The following is a 19,856-nucleotide window of genomic DNA, read 5'->3' as shown; positions in this document are numbered from 1 at the left end:
AAACGGGATGCCGCCTAGCGAAATGGCATGCCGTTTCCCATGTGAGACGCAGTATAGTTATCTGTTACCCTACGATTAACGGCTGGAAAGAATAGAGTTCGCTTCTTTTCGGAACTGTGCCGCTGCTGCTGCTGGATCGATTTTCCCGAAGTTCATTTGTTCAGCAAGGTCTGTAAGCAGGGCTACAACCTCTGGTGATCCAACCGGTGGACTCATAGGTGAAGTAGTAGGCTCCATGTCAGCAACAAACTTAAATACTTGCTTACCGGAATCAGTTAATTGTGTAGCTACAGATTCTTTGATTTTGCTTGAAATCGGTACTCCGCGTTCGCCTTTGATCAGGTTGTTAGCTTCCACATCATTAATCCAGAAATCAACGAACTTCGCTGCTTCTTCCTTCACTTTAGAGTTAGAAGTAATTGACCAGTACATACTTGGCTGCATGTAAAGCCCTTTATCCATATCTGGACCAGGCATTTGTGCCAGCTCCATAGGACGATTTACAGCGATTTGCAAAGCAACGTATTGGTTCGACCATTGCCATACACCGATACCTGTCCCTTTAACAATATCCGACTCTTCAATAACCCCTTTATTTTGGCTCAGTTTGTCTTGTGATGGGACCGCTCCATCTTTAATCAAACCAGACAACATTCCGAAAAAGTCAGTGAACAACGCATCGTCCTCATAACCAAGTGCGGAACCATCATTGTTATAGAGTGCCAGCCCTTTTGTACGCAGATAATAGTTGAAGAACACGTCTGCTGCCATGGAACCGTCCATATACAGTCCAGCCGACTTAGCTTTTGCGGCGATTTCCTTGTATTGATCCCAAGTCCAGTTCTCTGGGATAGAATCAACACCTGCCTTTTTCAGCAATTCTGGATCATATTGAAAACCAAGTACGTTAACCCCTAACGGAATTCCGTATTGCTTCTCACCGATCACTCCAGTACTCAGCACGTTCTCATTCACATCGCCGACTTGAATCTGAGAGTTCAAATAAGGTTTCAAATCTTCGAGCTGTCCGTTAGATCCATATTGATTAATATAGGAAATATCCATTTGAACGATGTCAGGAAGTCTATTTGCAGCAGCTTGCGGAGCAAGCTTTTTCCAGTAATCATCAAAGGATGCATATTCAGGCTCAATGGTTACATTCGGATATTTGGCTTCATACATATCAATAACTTGTTGTGTATAAGAATGTCTTGTATCTCCACCCCACCATGCGATACGCAGGGTTACTGGTTCTGCTGAGGTCGTGGCCGCAGGTTTCGTCTCCGAAGGAGTATTTGTAGCGGAATCCGTAGCAGCAGCATTGTTATTGTTGTTACCTCCACAACCAGCTAACATCGACGACAACAATAATGGTACGGCTAGTAAAGCGAATCTCTTTTTCAATTTCATGTCCCCTTTTCCTATGATAGTGTAAAGGCTCTGATCCCTTTAGGTAGCGCTTTCATTGGTTAAATTTTCTCAAATATTCCGTGATTATTGAATACAAAAAACCGTCTTGTTTGTTCAATAATCAGTTCGCTTGAGGGGGTTTCATGAAATCTGTAGGGGTCTGGCCGGTTACTTTTTTAAAAACCTGACTGAAATATTGTGCATTTCCACCGAAGCCGAACATTTCAGCCAGTTCAAATACTCTTACATCCCCACTTCTCAAAATATGCTCCGATGCTTTAGCAATCCGGTAATTGGTTACATAATTCGAGAATTTCTCTCCGGTAATTTTCTTGAATATTTTGCCTAGATAGTCGGGATTCATATATAACATTTCAGCAGCGACCGAGCTAAGCGACAGCTCTGCATTCTTGTAATCCTCTGCGATAATTTTGAACATTTTGTCTACAATAAGCGATTGCCGGGAACTAAAATGTCGGTCATACATCGCTGTTAAGCGAACCGCTGCCTCTTTGACGTATGCTTTTAAACCTCCCAAGGTTCTAATTTCGGCAAGCTCCGCCAAGCCCGATGTGAAGCTATTTCTTTCATCAGGGACTGCTAAACGAATCATAGCGGAATATAACTGTAAAACATAAGAACGCGTCACGTTAATATCTAACCGTTCATCCGCGAGCAAGTTGAATAATCGTTCCAATTCCAGCTCCACCGTATTTTGATCGCCTGCTTTTATAAGTAGACAAATATGCTCTTCATCTAGCTCGATATCATTTCTTCCACTTAGCTCATCACTTGGGATATCACTCCCGGTAATCAAACCGCCCGCCTCCAAATAAAAACGATGGTTTAGGCACTGCAAGGTCTGACGATACAATCTCCGGGAATGAATCATAAGGTCAGCATCACTAATCGCGATTGTCACATCCATTTTATAAAACTTGCAGAATACCTCTCTTACTTCAGCGATACGTTTAAGCAAGGGGCTATTCTGCACCGTATTTCCTTCGTCTTCCAGTAATATTAATAAATGACCGCCTATCGTCGCACTCAGGAGTGTTTCCTGAAGTACGTCCTGGGCAATATTTTGCAGAGCGAACAATTGCTCATATTCGTAAGAACCTTCTAGTCGGAACAGGAGCAAGCGTACCGTTTTGTCATTGAGTTCAATGCCGAATAATTCCTGATAGTACTCTAGATCCTGACTTCCATAAGTTTTGTTAGAGATCCATTCCTTCAAAAATTGTTCTTTCACATGGGGCAATACCTTCTGAAGACGTTGTTTCATGCTATTTACGAATTCGCCCCGGCTCTTCTGTTCATCGAGCTCCGCTACCAGCTCAACCAATGCATCATGGATCTGATTCTCATTGCACGGCTTTAAAAGATAATGTTTAACCCCGTTCTGCATAGCAATACAAGCATAATCAAAATCCTTATAACCAGTCAGCATAACGAATTTCACGTCTGGAAATCGTTCACTGCATTTTTGCACCAGTCCCAAACCATCTAAACCAGGCATAGAAATATCCGTAATCACTATTTCAGGGCTAAGCTCCTCTATTTTCACCAAAGCCTCAATCCCGTTCCACGCCGTGCCTACAAGCTCTGTTCCCGCTCGTCCCCAGTCCACAACCTGCGATATCCCTTCCAGAATCAAGCGTTCATCATCCACCAACAGCAGTTTATACATTCTCTAGCACTCCTTTTAAGTAAGGTATACGCACATGTATAGTTGTTCCTTGACCCGGTTCACTTTCTATGGAAGTGCCCCATTCAGGGCCAAAGACGATTTGAATCCGTTCCGCGATGTTAGCTAAGCCGATGCCTTCTCCACGGGTCTTAACTCTTCCCAGCTGCAAATCTTTGATAAATTCAGCGCTCATTCCCGGTCCATTATCACTGACTCTGATATCGAGCCCCTGCTCATCTTCACTAACTGTTATAGAAATGGTACACGGTTCAATATTAGGCTCTAGTGCATAGCGGATAGCATTTTCGATTAAAGGCTGCAAGGTCAGCTTCGGAATCAAAGCGTCATGCAGATGTTCAGGTACATCCATCCGGAAATCAAGCCTCTCATCAAACCGTGTTTTCTGGATAATGACATAATTGCGCACGATAGTGATCTCTTTTTCAAGTGTAATCAGCGGATCCTTTAGACCAATAGAGCTGCGGAACAAGTAACCGAGCGCTTCTACCATTTCTGAGATTTTGGCTTGTTTGTTCATTTTGGCTAACCAGTTGATTGATTCCAGTGTATTGTACAAAAAATGCGGATTAATCTGGGCCTGCAAAGCTTTTAGCTCTGTCTCTCTAATAATCAGCTGCTTCGCATAGTTCTCATCAATAAGCTCTCTGATCCTGCGGATCATCATTTTAAAAGTCCGGTTTAGCTGACTAACCTCGTCCTGCGCAGTCTGTGAAACCACACCTAATGACTGTTCCTCCAGATTGTCCAGATCGCCTTTCTCGATTTGCTTCATTTTTTTGGTCAACTTAGAGATCGGACGTACAATACTGCGAGCAAGCCTGTAGCCTAAAAGGAGACCAATTAATAAGATTAGTGCGAATATGATGACGACCAGCTTTTTGACAAAAGTAATATGTTTGAACATCTCATTAAATGGAGTGGCATTGATGTAGATCCAATCTATATAAGATGATTTCGTCTTGGTTATAAAGTAGGTACCTTCTTGATATTTGGCCGTGCGATATAGCTCCGGACGTTCTGTCTCTTCTTTAAGCTCTTCTGGCAAAAGAATTGGCGCTTCAGGATAGATTGCCTGTCCCGTCGTGGCATCAACTGCGATTAATTGATCAGTATCGCTCGTACTATCCGCAATGATTAGATCGATCCGAATACGGATCACGAGTGTTCCCAGATCATCCAGCGTAAACGTTGACCCTGTATAAGATTTAATCTGCCGAACCGCCAAAAGTGAATTTCTGTTTCCTTGCGGATACCACACTATACTCCCGCTAGCTTCCGCAGCTAACGGCTTTAACTGATCCTGCAGATCCTGTGATACTCCTTCACGATTGCCCGCAGTCATTACTCCGCCACTCGTATCCATCAGCATCATGGAATAAACGTATTTCTCTGCCCCTGCAAAAGCAACCAGCCTGTTTATGATCTTGTTATGTAGAACTTGTCTTTCATAAGGCTGTGGATCATTCTGCAATTGGCGCAGGCATTCTTGAATTTGCTCATCAGACACCACTGTAAAAGAAAGCTGATCCAATTCTCTTAGGGCATTTTCGATGCTAATGGAGGACATCCCCAGTACCTCAGAGGCCTTTTCATAAATTTGCTTGTCATAGATACGATACACATATTGTAAAACGGTCAAAGAGAATAAAAAGGAAAGTAGAAGCAAAAAGGAAATAATCAGTATCATTTTGTTGAAAATGCCCGAACTTCTGTAAGCGCTAACATTTTTCCAAATCATCTGCATTCTCCGCTCCCTAAATATGATAATTTTCATTTATTATCACTATAATTCCATTATAAACCATAATGTTCCATTTGGGTAAATTTACGTGAACTGAAAGATAAGGATAGTATAATGGCTCGGCGAAAAAATTCCTATGTAAAAAAGGGCTCGAAATGAAATCCAGAATCAGACTTCACTTCAAGCCCTTATATTGAGCTACCTTCACACCTACAACTGACTAGCCAAGCATCATTCGGTCATCTGCCAATTTATGTCCGCTGATTGTCTCGAATTCTCCGAGCAGCCGTTCTACAGTAAGATCTTTTTTACGTTCCTCATCGATATCCAAAATAATACGGCCCTTATCCATCATGATCAGACGATTGCCAAGACGAATGGCCTGTTCCATGTTATGAGTAACCATTAGGGTGGTTAACTTCATCTCACGGACAATGGACTCTGTAAGTTTAGTAATCAGCTCCGCACGAGAAGGGTCAAGGGCTGCTGTATGTTCATCTAAAAGTAAAATTTGCGGTTGAGTAAAGGTCGCCATTAGCAGACTTAGCGCTTGTCTCTCTCCACCTGACAACAACCCTACTTTTGCCCGCAGGCGATCCTCCAGCCCAATCCCCAGACGGCTTAGCTCATTGCGAAACAAAGCTCTTTTTGCTTTATTTACGCCAAAGGTTAACCCTCTGCTTTTGCCTCTTTTATAAGCCATAGCTAAATTTTCTTCAATCGTCATATGTGGAGCCGTACCCGCCATTGGGTCCTGAAAGACACGGCCGATCCAGCGACTTCTTTGAAATTCCGCCAAATGGCTGATTGAATTTCCTTCAATGCTGGCTGTACCCAGATCCGGCTTCATGACACCGGAAATAATGTTCATCAGTGTAGATTTGCCAGCTCCATTACTTCCAATGATGGTGACAAAATCACCGGGAAGAAGCTCCAAGTCAATGCCGAGCAGCGCTATTTTCTCATCGGGTGTTCCGGGATTGAACAGCTTAGATACGTTCTCCAGTTTAAGCATCGATGGTGCCTCCTCTCTTGCTGCTTAGAGCCTGCTCAGCTAATTCAACGGAACGCCTCCGCGCCATATTCTTCTGCTTCAGGAAACGCTGAATCGACGGGAATACAAGAGCGAAAATAACGATAATTGCTGTGATCAGCTTAAGATCCGAAGCTTTCAGCCACGGTACCCGCAAGGCAAGTGCAACTACGATCCGGTAAACTATGGATCCGAGCACAACAGCCAATGTGGCCCGAAATACATTTTTAGCACCGAATATGGCTTCACCGATGATCACCGAAGCTAACCCGATTACAATCATCCCAATACCCATAGAGGAATCCGCAAAAGTAGAATACTGAGTGATTAGCGCCCCCGAGAGCGCCACCATTCCATTGGATAAACTGACACCAAGAATAGTGGTATTATCCGTGTTCACACCCAGACTACGGATCATTCTTGCATTATCTCCGGTAGCCCGCAGCGCAAGTCCAAGATCTGTACGCAGGAATAAATCCATTACTATTTTCACAAAAATAACTACAAACGGCAGTACGAGCAGAGGATCAATGGAAGTGAACAAGGTAGTGTCGCCCATTAAAGACCAGTTCGGTTTGCCACCAAATATCCGCAGATTAATGGAATAGAGTGCAATCATCATCAAAATCCCGGATAACAGTCCATTAATCTTGCCTTTCGTATGTAATAGGCCCGTACACATTCCTGCCAGCATTCCACCAGCAATAGCGGCCAGGGTAGCAAGCCATGGTGCATAACCGTTAGTAATCATAACAGCGGCAATGGCACCACCAGTGGTAAAGCTCCCATCTACAGTCAAATCAGGGAAATCAAGAATACGAAAGGTAATGTATACACCTAAAGCCATAAATGCGTAAAGCAGTCCCATTTCAACGGCCCCGAGCATCGAATTTAACATAGATGACTTCCTCCTTCGAGCGGAAAGGGGCGTTCTCACGAAATCGCCCCCTATATAATGGCTTATTGAATAATATTGTTAGCTTGATCGGCAACTTCTGCCTTCATTGCATCAGTCACTTCTATGCCTTGCGCTGCTGCAGATTTCAGGTTAAGAATGAGATCGAGTTTTTCTTGCATGGTTACTTTCATATCAGCTGGCTTTTTACCATTTTTCAAAATATCCACGGCCATTTGACCCACTTGATAGCCATGATCGAAATATTTAAAACCAACGGTGGCGAAAGCTCCCTTTTCAACCGTATCACGGTCACTGGAGAAGAAGGGAATTTTCTTGTCATTAGCTGTTTGAATAATGGTATCCACTGCACTTACGACTGTGTTATCCAAAGTAATGTAGAATGCATCTACACGACCCACAAGTGATTCTGCAGCTTGTTTGACTTCAGAGGTATTCGTGATGGCAGCCTTCACTAGCTCGATTCCATGTTTATCCAACTCTTTTTTAGCAATCTCAGCCATAATTACTGCATTTGGTTCACCTTCATTAATAACGATGCCCAGCTTTTTCACGTTAGGAAATTGGGTAGCTATAAATTGCATTAATCTGTTAATCGCTTCGGGATTGGTGTCCGATACCCCTGATACATTGCCACCTGGATGCTCCAGATCCGTGACAATCTTCGCGTCGAGTGGGTCAGTTACGGCTGCGAATAAAATCGGTGTATCCTTACTTGCTTTGCTGAGTGCTTGAACAATTGATTGAGCGGAAGGCGTTGCAATTGCCAATACCAAATCATTAGAGTCAGCGGCAATCTTTTGAGCAATGGACAAGTTATTCGCTTGATCAGCCTGAGCATTCTCAAGGTCAACCTTCAGGTTCTCACCTTCAACGATTCCTGCATCCTTCAAAGCAGCGAGAATTCCTTCACGTGTAGCATCAAGTGAGGGGTGCTCCACATATTGCGAGATCGCAATTTTGTACGTTTTTGAATCTGCTGCTCCTGCATTCGTAGGGGAATTACCGGAATTCGCTGCATTTCCTGCGTTTCCCGCAGTGTTATTGTTACCACAACCAGCTGCTACGAGCATGAAGCATAAGCTTAATCCCGCCAAAATGTTTCTCTTTTTCATCAAAGTACCCCATTTCATTAGTTTATTAACGCATACATCAAGGTGAGCGACTCAGCATTATCACTTTTATCGATAAAAGCATTAAAGCATAAGCTTACACGTACCTCACATTAATGATAGAAATCTATTAAACCTATATTATATGGAGGTTGTTTATCCGTCAATCACTTATCATATTTCCATAGATTTCAAATTCTGAAGAATATATGACATCAAAACAGGTAATGCTTGGTTGTCTCTTACAACGATTGCCTTCGTTTCTTTTACATAAAAAAAATCGCCCTGCACAAACTTAATTTACAGTTTGAAGATGGAGCGTGTTAAATGGCTAATAATCACAAAAGACTACTAACCACCGCTGCTGTATTGCTTGCTGTCGCTTTAACGAGTTCATCCTGCGGTTATTCATCTCAATCGCAAAAACCTAAGGTTAACGCGCTAACTCCTGATGGAACAAATGCCTCCAGTTATTATGAACAATCTGCAATTACTGACGCTCAGGGAAAGTACTGGATTCCACTTAAGCCTGCGGTTACTTCGCTCGGATATCGGATGAAAGATGATGGTTCAAGTGATGGATACACTAAAATCGGTTATAGCGATGTTATGTATATGCTGCGCCCTGGCTCACCACAGGTATTCTCACTTGGGGAAAAAATCACACTGCCACAGGCCCCTAGACGACAAGAAGGGCAAATCTATATCACCCCTTTAGCCTTGTCCAAATTTCTGCAAACAGAAGTAGGCTGGAATCCCCAGTCGGGTGAGATAAACATTGCTACACCGTCCGAACGTAAGACTATCGAAAAATTATCGACGGTCGAATCCACGAGTGAATCTAAATCTTTACGCATTCAAAGTATTTCTGAAGCGGATAAAAAGGAGTTAGTCGCTTTTGCCAAAAATTTCTTAGGTGTACCCTACGACTTTGGCGCTGGATCTTATGAAGAAACCAAAAAATTTGATTGCTCTTCTTTTACAAGGCATGTTTTCAAAAAATTCGGTGTCAGCTTACCTCGTTTAGCTAAAGATCAAGATAATTTAGGTACTCGTGTAAGTCGAAGCGAACTGGATGTAGGAGATCTTATCTTTTTTACCGTTCCCGGCCGATTTGAAAGTGATGCTATACCTGGTCATGTCGGTATTTACATTGGAGACGGAAAGTTTATCCACACTTGGGGTGAACCCGGAGTTCAGATCAGTGACCTCGACTCGGGTTATTGGAGTAATGTAATCCTCCACATGCAACGTGTTTTATAAGCTTTCCATACTTTAAAAGAAATCATTCAAAAAGCCTGAATCCCTATTGAAGGGATTCAGGCTTTTTGACTACAACTCTTAACCAAATTCTTAATCCCAGCTCTTGCCCCTTCCGCTTATCCGGACAAACAGCTTTACAAGTTCTACTATGACAATAATCGCTACAGCTGCTGCACATACTATTCCCCACTGTAATCCACTTAAATGTGAGACACCAAACCAGTCGTTTAAGCCCGGGATGATGATCACAAGCACAAGCATTAGTATAGAGATCAGCGACGCCCATAACATATACCGATTGCTGAACCAACCGATCTGGAATAGCGATTTTTTATTGGATCTGACGTTAAAAGCATGGGCAATTTGCAGTAATCCTAATGTGGCAAAGGCCATTGTAACCGCAATACCTTCATTGTAATGCGTATGCGCCCATTGGTACACGAATAACGTAAGCGCCGCTTCTATAATCCCTTGATATATAATCCCGATTCCTACGCCGCCAGCAAAAATGCTACTGCTTGCTTTACGCGGCTTCTTCGCCATTACATCCTCACCGGCTTTCTCAAGCCCGAGGGCAAGTGCAGGTAAAGTATCCGTAACGAGATTAATCCACAGGATATGGATCGGCTCTAGAATACGCCAACCAATCATAGTGGCAATAAATAATGTCAGCACTTCCCCAAGGTTAGCGGAGAGAAGGAACTGGATTGCTTTGCGGATATTGCTGTAAACTTTCCGTCCTTCTTCAACGGCAACAACTATAGTCGTAAAGTTATCGTCGGCAAGCACCATATCTGATACACCCTTGGCAACATCCGTTCCGGTTATCCCCATGCCCACACCGATGTCGGATGATTTAAGTGCAGGAGCATCATTTACACCATCTCCGGTCATCGCCACAATTTTTCCTTTTTGCCGCCAAGCCTTAACGATACGCACCTTGTGTTCAGGAGAGACGCGTGCATAAACCGAATAATCGGTAACCTTCTCCGCAAATTCCTCTTCGCTGAATTTATCCAGCTCACTGCCCGTTAATACACCTGATTCATCTTCAATAATCCCTAATCTTTTGGCAATAGCCGCTGCTGTATCACGATGATCCCCTGTAATCATTACAGGTCTTATTCCCGCTTTACGGCAGATGGCTACCGCATCCCGTACTTCCTCACGCGGCGGGTCTATCATACCAACCAAACCAATAAATACTAACTCTATCTCCGTGGTATCTGGTGAGAGATCGGTCGGCAGCTGCTGCTCATCTCGGAAAGCAAACGCCAACACTCGAAGTGCGTCATTTGCGAGCATTTTATTACTCTCCATGATATTCCGCTTATGTTCGTCTTGTAGAGGTACAATTTCTCCATCCACATAAATATGGCTGCATTTGGACAAAAGTACATCTGGTGCACCCTTTGTCAGCACACGATATCGACCATCTTCTACCTCATGAATCGTTGTCATCAGCTTGCGATCAGAGTCAAAAGGCAGCTCATTTTTACGTGGATATTTCTTTTCAAGCTCCCTTTTGTCAGTACCTATACTAAGCGCATAATCGACTAACGCGGTCTCCGTCGGATCGCCGATGATTGCTTTTCCGCTCTTGGTTTGGGGATCCTTGTTTCCAGCTTTTGCTTCAGTTTCACTAGGAGTCTTTCCTTCGTCAATGCTGGAGTCATTACAAAGCGTCATAGCTTGAAGCAATAACTCACCACCAGGAATCCCTTCAAGTCCTGCACTGGAATCAGTGGTCTTTCCGTTGACATGTACTTTTTCGACAGTCATTTTATTTAATGTTAAAGTACCTGTCTTATCGGAGCATATAATCTCTGTACTTCCGAGTGTCTCCACGGCAGGAAGCTTGCGAATGATCGCTTTTCGTCCCGCCATTCGCTGCACACCAAGCGCGAGAATGATCGTAACAATTGCTGGCAGCCCTTCCGGGATAGCCGCTACCGCAAGTGAGATCGAGGTGAGTAGCATATCCATTAGCTCTCTTCCCTCGAAGATCCCAACGGCAAAGATAATCACGCAAACGCCAAGAATAATAAAGGTGAAATATTTCCCTAGTTCATCCAGCTTTTTTTGCAGCGGTGTTACATCATTATCTTCCTCCGAGATATAACCGGCAATTCTACCGACCTCCGTCTGCATTCCTGTTGTTGTAACGACACCAACCGCCCGGCCATAAGTAACACTGCTGCTCATGTAAGCCATATTGGTGCGGTCACCGATTACAATGTCGCTGCCTTCAAGCACACCGGCCCGCTTTTCTGATGGCAATGATTCTCCTGTAAGCGCGGCTTCCTCCGTCTTTAACGATGCGGCTTCCAAAAGTCTTATATCCGCCGGAACTACATTTCCGGCTTCCAGTAATACGATATCCCCGGGAACGAGGTCTTCACTTTTTATCTCAGTAACCTGACCGGAACGTCTTACTCTGGCATGCGGAGAGGACATGCTTTTAAGCGCATCGAGTGCCTGCTCCGCCTTATTTTCCTGAATAACTCCAAGCACCGCGTTCAGAATGACTACAAGCAAAATAATAATCGTATCCGTCCATTCCCCCAAAACTCCTGACAATACAGCTGCTACTAGCAAAATAAAGATCATTACATTTTTAAATTGTTCGATAAACTTTTCTAATAGCGATTTAGTCTTCGCTTCTTGCAGTACATTCTTCCCATATCGCTCCAGAAGTTTAGCCGCTTCATCGGAAGATAAACCCTCTTTCCGAGTTTCCAGCCTATTCAGCACTTCTTCCTCGCTCAGTGTATGGAAGGGTACCAGCCCTTGCGATTGTGAATTATTTGAATTCAAGACCATAGCCTCCTTCCAGAATTGAGATCTGGTAAAACCTCTCATATGAGTTTTACCCAAAACAGGCATGGTGATTCTTGAATGGTATGTACTTTTTTAGAAATTTAGATGTTCTTTCTTCAAATCGCGATTGAAGCTTTTAAACCTAGTCCCTTGATATAGGAGTTCACCTCGGTCCCCTTCTACAATCAGGCCAAAATCCTGATCTCTTACCTGCAACTCTAAACGAGAGCCATCGGCAAACTCAAACGTAACGTAATAACTAGTATTTGCTCTCGATTCACCGGATCCACCCCATACCTCGGTTCGTTTGGTGACCGCTGTGCAGTTTGCTTTTATCAAAGGACTTGCGTTATTGGACATCCAGATTCTCACTGATTTAACAATTATAAAAACGAAAAGGCCAAGAAAAAGCAAAGCAAATAATTTAAAAAATAGTGGCATCTCATGAATGAAACTTCCGAAAAAGCTGCGCTCATCAAAACCGTTAAAATCCTGCCATTCGCTCAAATTTATCCCTCCTGACTGAAACTAGATAATAAAAGTTATCTATGCTGCGAAATACGTCATTTTTCCCGTTCGGTTTCATGTTTTCATCATCTATATATGAATTTTTTCACAAAACAATTTGGATTCAAAGGAAAAGGTATGGTATGCTTTTTATACTACATACAGTTGGGAGGTGTTATTTCGGTGCAATATATAGCGCGTTTATCACTACATTGGTTTCTTCGTATCGTCCTAATTCTGGGAATGATGTTCTCTTTTCCACCTGCCTGGTCTGGAGGATTATTCACTACGGAGCAAGAATCAACGACATCCGAAATTGAACGCTACGAGCGAAAGTTTACACCTCCCGTAAGGATTGCACCTCAAATAACCCCTCAGGTAGGAGCCATCAAAATAACTGAACAGTGGGGAGCGAAGTCACTTGCGGTAATTGCAATACTCCCTGTACTTTCTTTACTGTTCCGTCCAGTGATTTATAAATTCCTGCTTCGACTGCGGCTGTACCTGTTAAAATTCACGTCTCATTTTCTAATTTCACTCCACTAACGAAGTTCACCTCTGCCCTAAATGAATGTCGGCTGAAGGGAATTTAGAACTTCAATTGATAAAAATCTTAGGTTCATGAATTATAGAGATGCGGATTTCCCGGTGGCTATACATGCTCGCATTGCTCATCATCCACTGGAAGAAAGCAAGTATCTTGGCTGAACCATGTTCTGGATATCCGTTCCGGTGTACATTAGTAATATTCGCAGCACTATTCTTGATTGCTGGATTCTCCGAGAGTACTCGTCTAGCAGACAGAAGTTATTGGCGCACTACTAGTGGACTTGTCCTCACTGAAACCGAACATGTGAGACGAATTGAAAAGCTCGTGATCCTATTTCGTTATTTCTTAGGTGCCATCTTCTTCTTCAGCTTGAGACTGAGGTACATCCACCTACCTTAGGCGGTGAGGCGCTCTAAGCTCCCTTGCAGCAGTTGTCGTTACGCTGATTGGCAACTTCGTTGCAGGCTTGCTGGCCGGACGTAGCGTTGGTCACAGCCTTCATGCTTCATCTATCATTGGATGCCTAAAGTCTCACGGGATAAACTTTAAATTGTTATAGCCAATTTGGGTAAAGAAAGCGGAGTGCTGGCTAGTCTTCACTATTTGCAGCCATTTGCAGCCGTTCGCAGACATTCGCAGACATTCGCAGACATTCGCAGACATTCGCAGACATTCGCAGACATTCGCAGACATTCGCAGACATTCGCAGACATTCGCAGACATTCGCAGACATTCGCAGACATTCGCAGACATTTACAGCCTTTCGCAGCCATTCGCAGCCATTTACAGCCTTTCGCAGCCATTTGCAGACATTCGCAGACATTTACGTGCTGATCCATGTTGTCCTTGGACATTGTCTGACGAAGGAATCTAAATAGATTTATAAAATAATGGATAAAGTATTCAACTTTGAGAAACGACATGATGCACGAATATCTAAAAAAATCTGCCATAGCCACTGAAAATGAGTAAGGTCGTTTCCCCTGTTGAAGGAGGAAAAACTATGCAGAACAAAATAAATCAACGTCAACAGCTACAAAGAAGCTCTACCTTCCGAGTTCTCACAGTCATTGCCGGCGCATTGCTTGCTGCTGTAGGATTGGAATTATTTTTAATGCCACATGGCCTTGTTGTCGGCGGGATTACAGGTTTATCCGCATTATTCGCTCATACTACTGAAATGCAGCTTGGATTGTTTCTATTTCTATTCAATCTGCCCTTTATATTTATGTCGCGAAAACAAGTAAATCTCCGCTTTGCTCTTTACACTGTTTTGGGATTAACCTGCCTAACCATCGCGTCTCTTGCGCTGCATCGTTTTCCTGCTGTGATTAGTGATCCTTTACCTGCCGCAATGGCAGGAGGCATCTGTCTTGGAGTAGGTATTGGAATATCTGTGAGATTCGGCGGTGTAAATAAACAAGCCAGTGACCAGGGGTATTCTCTGCTGAGCGGCGGACCTCCAAAGTCAACGGAAGTCGTTATTATGATCCTGAACTGTGCAATTCTGCTTTTTGCAGGTACATTGTTCGGTTGGGAGCAAGCAATGTATTCTATTATTGCCTACCTGCTGGCTTTCGAAGGTGTTCGTATCTCACTACGGGGATTATCCCACTCCCGCACTGCTTGGATTACCAGCAGCCGATGTTTGGACATTCAGCAAGCAATCGCAAGCTCCCTAAACCGAGAAGCTGCGATTGCTGAAGGTTCAGGGCAAGATGGAGAGGTTAGCACGTTGTTTTGTCTGACGAACAGAATGGAAGAAGAGCATCTTCGGGCACTCGTTCTACAGTGTGATTCAGAGAGCCAAATTGTGTTTAGATCAGCCACTAAAGATCATAGACAAACACGCTTACACGAATAAAAAGAAGGGAGCGCCCTTAAGCCATGAATATGGCTGGAACGCTCCCTTCTTTTTGAATTTAGCCTTTGATCGCAACCAATTTTTCTGCGCGAGACCTAATTTCTTGAGCGAAGACTCCTTTTTTTTGTTTGAGACCCAAAACTTCTTGATCGAAGCCTCAAACTCCTTGTGTGAGGCCTCAAACTTCGCTTAATCTAACATGTTTGCGCGATTGAGGCAGCTATCGGACATAGGAGACCTTATACGCGAAATAATCCTGAATTTTGGATGCTATCGGACCCCATAGCTCCTATTGGCACAAAAAACGCCAACTATGAGCTTATTTCTTATGAATAACTGCACTGGGGTCCGAAACCTCGCTCCAAAGGCGATATATTTGCGAATAACGTCATTGGAGTCCGAAAGCCACAGCGGATGATCATGATTCGGCGGTAGCGACTTGCGGATGAACAAGATTCGGTGGTACCCGACAGCAGATGAACTTGATTCGGTAGCATCAGACGATGGATAAACATAATTCAGCGGTACCCCACGGCAGATGAATGGAATTCGGTGGCATCGGACACAGCGGACCTTATACGCGGAATTATCCTGAATTTTGGATGCTATCGGACCGCATAGCCCCTATTGGCACAAAAAACGCCAACTACGAGCCTATTTCTTATGAATAACTGCACTGGGGTCCGAATCCTTGCTCCAAAGGCGATATATTTGCGAATAACGTCATTGGAGTCCGAATGCCACAGCGGATGATCATGATTCGGCGGGAACAGACGGTGGATGACTATGATTCGGGGTCAGCAGACGATGGATGAACATGATTTGGTAGCATCAGACGATGGATAAACATGAATCGGTAGCATCAGACGATGGATAAACATAATTCAGCGGTACCCCACGTCAGATGAATGGAATTCGGTGGCATCGGACACAGCGGACCTTATACGCGGAATTATCCTGAATTTTGAATGCTATCGGACCGCATAGCTCCAATTGGCACAAAAAACACCAACTACGAGTCTATTTCTTATGAATAACTGCACAGGGGTCCGAAACCTTGCTCCAAAGGCGATATATTTGTAAATAACGTCATTGGAGTCCGAATACCTCAGCGGATGAACATAATTCGGCGGGATCGACTTGCGGATGAACATGATTCGGGTCAGCGGACGGTGGATGAACTTGATTCGGCGGCATCGGACAGTGGATGAACTTGATTCGGCGACATCGGACGGCGGGTGAATGTGATTCGGGGTATCGGACGGCGGATGACTATGATTCGCTGGTATTAGTAGTAGGATGGATATAATTCGGCGGGATTGGAAAGCGAATGATCATATTTCTACGGTATTGGACAACTGTTGACTATGATTCAGTGGCATCTGACGAAGGTTGACCATGATTCGGTGGCATCAAACGATGGATGAACATCATTCAGCGGTACCGGACGACGAATGACCACGATTCGGTGGCATCGGTTGTCCAGAATAGAAACGTATTGCAGCTTGCCGTAACTGCGACCAAAAACGCAAAGCAGCGATCCTCCAGTAATAGGAGGATCGCTGCTTGCAGACTGTCACATACGATGAAAAAAACATCTATGGACAACCCCTACTTTTCATTTAATCCGCTACTTAACGGAACATTCCCCACAAGCGGATCAAATGAAAGGTGTTGTTCGGATCGATTTTCTGCGCGATGATAAACTTTACAATTTGTTCTTCCTGTGTCGAGGTCAATTTCTCGTTCAATACACCTGACGCTTTTCGTACCAATCTGCGAACAACCGCAGGATCCTGCAGCTCCTGTTTCGAGATGCCCTCAATCATACTTTTGATACGATCCTTCACAGTCGAGTTTTTCATCTTCAGCTTGATGCGATCCACCAACTGAGGGCTAATTCCGAATTGTTGATAACCCAAGTGTAGCACCTCCCGTCATATCCAATCTTTCACAGTATATGAGCCTTCGGTGCTACATGTGCCTAGTTAGTCAATTAATTCTCCTTGGAAGATCTGTTCACTCTGTAAATAATGCCGAAGAGATGCATATTCAGGTGATGTCCAAAAGGCTTCATCCTTAAGCAGCTCAGCAACATCATCCCGCGCCTGCTCGAGAATTTCAAAGTCAGCCGTCATATCTGCCAGCCGAAACTCCGGTAATCCACTCTGCTTTGTCCCAAAAAAGTCCCCCGGACCACGCAGCTCCAAATCCCTTCGGGAAATCTCAAATCCGTCATCCGTATCGGTCATGGCAGTCATTCGCTCACGTCCGATTTCAGATTTTGGATCAGCTACCAACACACAAAAAGAGGCATGCTGCCCTCTTCCTACCCGTCCACGCAGCTGGTGCAGCTGTGACAGGCCAAAACGATCCGCATCCATAATGATCATCAATGTAGCATTAGGAACGTCTACACCCACCTCCACCACCGTAGTGGACACAAGCAGCTGCAGCTCATTGTTATAAAACGCCCGCATCACTTCATCTTTTTCAGCGGGAGTCATTTTACCATGTAAAAGCCCAACTTTATAGCTAGGGAAAGCTTGGCTCATCTGAATATGCAAATCAATAGCATTCTGCACATCCAGCTTCTCTGACTCTTCAATAAGCGGACAGATCAGATAAGCTTGACGACCGAGATCAATTTCACGCTTAATCAAATTCAGCACACGATCCATAAGATCATGCTTTACCCAGTAACTAGTTATTGGCACCCGGCCTTTCGGCCTCTCAGATAAAGTGGATACATCCATATCTCCAAAAACAGAGATAGCAAGCGTACGAGGAATAGGCGTCGCCGTCATCGTCAGTACATCTGGATTATATCCTTTACGCCGCAATACACCACGCTGATTCACACCAAAACGATGCTGCTCGTCAGTTACTACAAGACCCAGATCACGGAAAAATACATCCTCCTGAATCAAAGCATGTGTTCCTACCACGATATCAAGCATCCCCATTTGCAACGAGGCCAATAATTCTTTACGTTTTCGGCCAGTCACACTGCCCGTAAGGAGTCCTACAGTAATCCCGAACGGCTCAAACATTCTGGTAAGTGAACGCATATGCTGCTCTGCTAAAATCTCTGTGGGCACCATAAGTGCGCCCTGAAAACCAGATCTTACCGTAGCAAAAAGCGCCACTGCCGCAAGCACTGTTTTACCTGAGCCAACATCTCCTTGCAGCAGACGATTCATGCAATATGGTGAACGCAGATCATGTAAAATCTCCAGCTCTACACGTTTCTGCGCATCTGTAAGCTCAAAGGGCAGACTGCGTACGAACTGGCGTACCGTCGCGTTATCCACTGTGTGGACTACCCCATCCATCCTCCCGCGGTTCAGAACCCTGAACGCTTGCATCTTCAACTGGAACAGGAATAGTTCCTCATATACCATCCTACGGCGCCCCTGCTGCCCTTCACGAGTGTCCTCAGGCCTATGAATTGTGGCAATGGCCCGTTTACGCGGCATGAAGTCATATTCCCTCATAATAGAATGCGGTAAAATCTCTGGAATCAGATCCCCATACTGCTGAAGTCCCTGATTAATAACCTTCCTGATCCAGGATTGCGTGATCTTACCACCTACTGAATAGACTGGCTGCAGTGTTCCCGTCTTCCCTACACCACGATCCGGAAATTCATAATCAGTCACTGTAATCTGATTGCGCTTCTGATCCCATTTTCCGGTCAGCACAATTTCCCGTCCCACAGTGAGTTGCTCTCTTACGTAATGGCGGTTAAACCAGGTTGCTGTGAACATCCAGGGCTCTGCAACCATCTTACAGCTGAGACGAGACTTGCCGCCAAAGCGCTGCAGCACAGGGATACCGATCACTTTTGCCTCAACGGTCACTTTATCCCCGTGTTTAGTCTCGCTAAGCGAGCGGGGCCGATAATCCTCGTAGCGGAACGGATAATACTCTAATAAATCCTTTACTGTAAAGACGCCAAAGGCGTGAAGCTCGCTTTGCTTTTGAGCACTCACGCCAGTTATGTTTTTTACTTCAATTTGATTTAATGCCAGTGTCATATTTATCCCTCATTTTGCAGGCCAAATGAACACAGCTAATGTACCGTTACCGACATGGCTGCCCACGACAGGGCCGACGTTCGTCAGCACTTTTTCTTCCAAGGTGAAGTGTCCTGCAAGCTCATTCAGGAACTCTTCGCCGGAAGCCGGTTCAGCCGTATGACCCACGGCCACATTGATTTTGTTTACACCCTGCAGATCCCGCTTGAACAGTTCAATCATACGGGCGACAGCCTTCTTACGGCCTCTAACTTTCTCCACCGCATAAATAATTCCTTCTGCATCAATGGACAGGATCGGCTTAATATTCAGAAGTGTCCCCAGAATAGCGGAGGCTTTCCCAATTCTCCCGCCTTTTTGTAAATATTCAAGTGTATCTACTAAGAAGTAAAGCTTACGCGATTGACGTAGGCTTTCTACAGCCTCAAGTATCTCTTCAGGTCCTTTGCCCTCAGCAGACATTCTGGCAGCTTCCACTACCATAAATCCAAAACCATAAGAAGCGGAGAGAGAATCCACAACAGTGATTCCTTCTCCCTCTTCCTCCAGCATCGATTTAGCCAGCAATGCAGATTGATAAGTCCCGCTCAGTCCAGAAGAAATATGAAAGGAAAGGATAGAACAGCCCGGGTTACGCTCCAGAATACTGCGGTACACATTCATATATTCAACCGGTGAGGGTTGAGAAGTAGTCGGCAGCTGTGAGGTACGGGGAAGACGCTCATAGAACTGCTCCGGAGTCATATCCAGATTGTCCCTAAAAGCCTCTTCGCCGAACATTAAGGTCAACGGTACTACCTCAATTCCGTACGTTTCCGCCATTGCTGGCGGGATATCTGAAGTGCTGTCGGTGACGATAATGGTACGATTCATGGATTTTCTCCCCCAA

General features: G+C 44.5%; 15 protein-coding genes. 3 read left to right on the top strand and 12 right to left on the bottom strand.

What is annotated here, in order from left to right; all coding sequences use genetic code 11:
* Nucleotides 1–75: 75 nt before the first annotated feature.
* The 6 genes from NST25_RS12405 to NST25_RS12380 all read right to left on the bottom strand — a co-directional run bounded on the left by NST25_RS12405 (nt 76) and on the right by NST25_RS12380 (nt 7,926).
* Complete coding sequence (locus tag NST25_RS12405) at nt 76–1,404, bottom strand: extracellular solute-binding protein (RefSeq protein ID WP_248548093.1); 1,329 nt, start codon at nt 1,402–1,404, stop codon at nt 76–78.
* A 127-nt stretch (nt 1,405–1,531) separates the two neighbouring features.
* On the bottom strand, nt 1,532–3,100 hold the full coding sequence (locus tag NST25_RS12400; RefSeq protein ID WP_076279781.1) for a response regulator: 1,569 nt from the start codon (nt 3,098–3,100) through the stop codon (nt 1,532–1,534).
* Nucleotides 3,093–4,859, bottom strand: coding sequence for a sensor histidine kinase (locus tag NST25_RS12395; protein WP_076279809.1), 1,767 nt, complete (start codon nt 4,857–4,859; stop codon nt 3,093–3,095). The genes NST25_RS12400 and NST25_RS12395 overlap by 8 nt, the downstream gene beginning before the upstream one ends.
* Nucleotides 4,860–5,082: 223 nt before the next feature.
* Nucleotides 5,083–5,877 (bottom strand): ABC transporter ATP-binding protein, encoded by a 795-nt coding sequence (locus tag NST25_RS12390; protein ID WP_076125889.1) that lies wholly within the window; start codon nt 5,875–5,877, stop codon nt 5,083–5,085.
* On the bottom strand, nt 5,870–6,793 hold the full coding sequence (locus NST25_RS12385; protein ID WP_036686219.1) for an ABC transporter permease: 924 nt from the start codon (nt 6,791–6,793) through the stop codon (nt 5,870–5,872). Before NST25_RS12385 ends, NST25_RS12390 begins: the two co-directional genes overlap by 8 nt.
* 62 nt (nt 6,794–6,855) lie before the next feature.
* Nucleotides 6,856–7,926, bottom strand: coding sequence for an ABC transporter substrate-binding protein (locus tag NST25_RS12380; RefSeq protein ID WP_076125887.1), 1,071 nt, complete (start codon nt 7,924–7,926; stop codon nt 6,856–6,858).
* Between the two features lie 324 nt (nt 7,927–8,250).
* Between NST25_RS12380 and NST25_RS12375 the strand changes: the two genes are divergently transcribed.
* Nucleotides 8,251–9,186, top strand: coding sequence for an NlpC/P60 family protein (locus NST25_RS12375; RefSeq protein ID WP_076301815.1), 936 nt, complete (start codon nt 8,251–8,253; stop codon nt 9,184–9,186).
* Between the two features lie 90 nt (nt 9,187–9,276).
* Here NST25_RS12375 and NST25_RS12370 read toward each other — a convergent pair whose 3' ends face one another.
* Complete coding sequence (locus NST25_RS12370; protein ID WP_340394400.1) at nt 9,277–11,973, bottom strand: calcium-translocating P-type ATPase, SERCA-type; 2,697 nt, start codon at nt 11,971–11,973, stop codon at nt 9,277–9,279.
* A gap of 126 nt (nt 11,974–12,099) precedes the next feature.
* Nucleotides 12,100–12,513 carry a DUF2500 domain-containing protein gene (locus NST25_RS12365; RefSeq protein WP_254848946.1) on the bottom strand — a complete coding sequence of 138 codons (414 nt, stop codon included), beginning with the start codon at nt 12,511–12,513 and terminating at the stop codon, nt 12,100–12,102.
* Nucleotides 12,514–12,696: 183 nt separating this feature from the next.
* On the opposite strand from NST25_RS12365, the gene NST25_RS12360 reads away from it, so the two are divergent.
* Complete coding sequence (locus tag NST25_RS12360; protein ID WP_076125882.1) at nt 12,697–13,059, top strand: hypothetical protein; 363 nt, start codon at nt 12,697–12,699, stop codon at nt 13,057–13,059.
* A gap of 593 nt (nt 13,060–13,652) precedes the next feature.
* Here the strand turns inward: NST25_RS12360 and NST25_RS12355 are convergent.
* Nucleotides 13,653–13,886, bottom strand: a complete 234-nt coding sequence (locus NST25_RS12355) for a hypothetical protein (protein WP_340394086.1) — start codon at nt 13,884–13,886, stop codon at nt 13,653–13,655.
* Between the two features lie 180 nt (nt 13,887–14,066).
* On the opposite strand from NST25_RS12355, the gene NST25_RS12350 reads away from it, so the two are divergent.
* Nucleotides 14,067–14,927 (top strand): YitT family protein, encoded by an 861-nt coding sequence (locus NST25_RS12350; RefSeq protein WP_076125880.1) that lies wholly within the window; start codon nt 14,067–14,069, stop codon nt 14,925–14,927.
* Nucleotides 14,928–16,561: 1,634 nt separating this feature from the next.
* On the opposite strand, the gene NST25_RS12345 is transcribed toward NST25_RS12350, so the two are convergent.
* From NST25_RS12345 to NST25_RS12335, 3 genes are all read right to left on the bottom strand, one after another.
* Nucleotides 16,562–16,849 carry a stage VI sporulation protein F gene (locus NST25_RS12345; RefSeq protein ID WP_036686212.1) on the bottom strand — a complete coding sequence of 96 codons (288 nt, stop codon included), beginning with the start codon at nt 16,847–16,849 and terminating at the stop codon, nt 16,562–16,564.
* Between the two features lie 66 nt (nt 16,850–16,915).
* On the bottom strand, nt 16,916–18,967 hold the full coding sequence (gene recG, locus NST25_RS12340) for an ATP-dependent DNA helicase RecG (RefSeq protein ID WP_340394083.1): 2,052 nt from the start codon (nt 18,965–18,967) through the stop codon (nt 16,916–16,918).
* Nucleotides 18,968–18,976: 9 nt separating this feature from the next.
* Nucleotides 18,977–19,840, bottom strand: coding sequence for a DegV family protein (locus NST25_RS12335; protein ID WP_036686209.1), 864 nt, complete (start codon nt 19,838–19,840; stop codon nt 18,977–18,979).
* Nucleotides 19,841–19,856 lie beyond the last annotated feature (16 nt).

It is taken from the genome of Paenibacillus sp. FSL E2-0190, from assembly GCF_037992965.1.
Lineage (GTDB): Bacteria > Bacillota > Bacilli > Paenibacillales > Paenibacillaceae > Paenibacillus_AQ > Paenibacillus_AQ odorifer.
The sequence above is the reverse complement of the archived record's forward strand: the minus strand, read 5'-3'. Positions and strand labels throughout refer to the sequence as shown.